3 protein-coding genes are annotated in these 1,988 nt (G+C 75.8%); all 3 read left to right on the forward strand.

The genetic code is table 11. From position 1 onward, the window contains the following. Positions 1-731, forward strand: a 731-nt coding sequence (locus ABNT58_RS16810) for a PIG-L family deacetylase (RefSeq protein WP_348754596.1), incomplete at its 5' end; no start/stop codon positions are given. A 5-nt stretch (positions 732-736) separates the two neighbouring features. Continuing rightward, on the forward strand, positions 737-1,384 hold the full coding sequence (locus tag ABNT58_RS16815; protein WP_348754597.1) for an SAM-dependent methyltransferase: 648 nt from the start codon (positions 737-739) through the stop codon (positions 1,382-1,384). After that, positions 1,381-1,988 (forward strand): glycosyltransferase (locus tag ABNT58_RS16820; protein WP_348754598.1); only part of this gene is annotated, 608 nt, incomplete at its 3' end. The genes ABNT58_RS16815 and ABNT58_RS16820, both read left to right, overlap by 4 nt.

Raw genomic sequence — 1,988 nt, forward strand, 5'->3', positions numbered from 1 at the left:
CCGCCTGCCCGCTGCTGCAGGCCGCGCCGGTGATCGATGCGATGCAACTGCTGCCCGCGCACCGGCGGGCGGTGGTGGTGGCGCCGCACCCCGATGACGAGTTGCTGGCCGTCGGCGGCCTGTTGTGGCAATGGGCCGCGGCCGGCCGCACGCTGCTGGTGGTGGGCGTGACCGATGGCGAAGCCGGCCTGCCGGCCGGCGACACCACCTTGCCGCTTCAGCTGGCCGAACGGCGGCGCACGGAGCGTCGGCTGGGCCTGGCCCGCCTGGGCGTGGCCGCCGCAGCCATCCATCCGCTCGGCCTGCCCGATGGCGGCGTGACGGCCCAGCAGGCGCGCCTGACCGATGCGCTCGCGCGCCTGCTGCGGCCCGGTGATCTGGCCATCACGCCCTGGCGGCATGACGGCCACCCCGACCACGACGCCACCGGCCGCGCCTGCGCCGCCGCCTGCGCGGCCACCGGCGCGCAGCTGCTGGAGGTGCCGGTGTGGACCTGGCACTGGGCCCGGCCCGGCGATGCGCGCGTGCCCTGGCAGCGGCTGCGCCAGCTGCCGCTGCCGGCCGAGGCCCTGCGTGCCAAGCAGGAGGCGGTGGCGCTGCATGCCTCGCAACTGCAGGCGCCGGCCGGTGCCGAGCCCATCCTGCCTGGCTGGGCGCTGGCCCGCTGGCTGCGGCCGGTGGAGTTCGTGCTGGCGCCCGACAACCCCTTGCCCGCCGACCCCCGCGCCTGAACCCCATGCCCGACATCGACGCCAGCTACTTCCGCCATCTGTACGCCCAGGGCGACGACCCCTGGGGCTACCGCACCCGCTGGTACGAGCAGCGCAAGCGCGCACTGGCCGCGGCCTGCCTGCCCGACCGGCGCTATGCCAGCGGCTTCGAGCCCGGCTGCGCCGGGGGCGACCTGGCGGCCGTGCTGGCCCCGCGCTGCGAGCGTTACCTGGCCGCCGACCTCGACCCCACCGCCGTGCAGGCCGCCAGCCGCCTGCTGGCGCCGATCGCGCATGCGCGGGTGCTGCAGCTCAGTCTGCCCGAAGGCTGGCCCACGGCCACCCGCTTCGACCTGGTGGTGCTGAGCGAGCTGGGCTACTACCTGGGCGCCGATGGGCTGGCTCAGGTGGCGCGCCAGGCGCGGCAAAGCCTGGCGTTGAACAGCGCCCGCGGCGGCGCCAGCGGGGCGGGATGGCCCGAGGGCGGCGTGGTGCTGGCCTGCCACTGGCGCCACCCGATCGAAGGCTGCGACCTCGATGGCGACGCGGTGGACGAGGTGCTGCACCAGCACCTGCAGCTGCCGCGCCTGCTGCGGCATGAAGAAGCGGACTTCGTGCTGTCGGTCTGGGCCACCGATGGCCGTTCAGTCGCGGCGCGCGAGGGGCTGGCGTGATCGGCGTCGCGGTACCGGCCCACAACGAAGAAGCGGCGCTGGCCCGCTGCCTCGCGGCGCTGCAGCGGGCGGCGCGCCACGCTGAGCTGCAGGCCGAGCCGGTGATGCTGCTGGTGGTGCTGGACAGCTGCACCGACGGCAGCGCCGCCATCGCCCGCCGTGCCGGCGTGCATGGGCTGGCCGTGCAGGCCCGCAACGTCGGCCTGGCGCGGCAGGCCGGCGCGCAGGCGCTGCTGGCCGCCGGTGCACGCTGGCTGGCCTTCACCGATGCCGACAGCGAAGTGGCCGACGACTGGCTGGTGGCCCAGCTGCGCCACCAGCAGGCCGGCGCCGATGCGGTGTGCGGCTGCGTGACGGTGGACGACTGGTCGCTGCACACCGCCCAGGTGCGCAGCCGCTACGAGGCGCATTACCGCGCCATCGACGGCCACCGCCACATCCACGGCGCCAACCTGGGCGTGTGCGCCCAGGCCTATCGCCGGGCCGGCGGCTTCCGCCCGCTGGCCTGCTCGGAAGACGTTGCCCTGGTGCAGGACCTGCAAGCCACCGGCGCCCACATCGCCTGGAGCGTGACGCCGCAGGTGCGCACCAGCGCCCGCCGGCA

The organism is uncultured Aquincola sp. (assembly GCF_964001545.1).
GTDB lineage: Bacteria > Pseudomonadota > Gammaproteobacteria > Burkholderiales > Burkholderiaceae_C > Aquincola.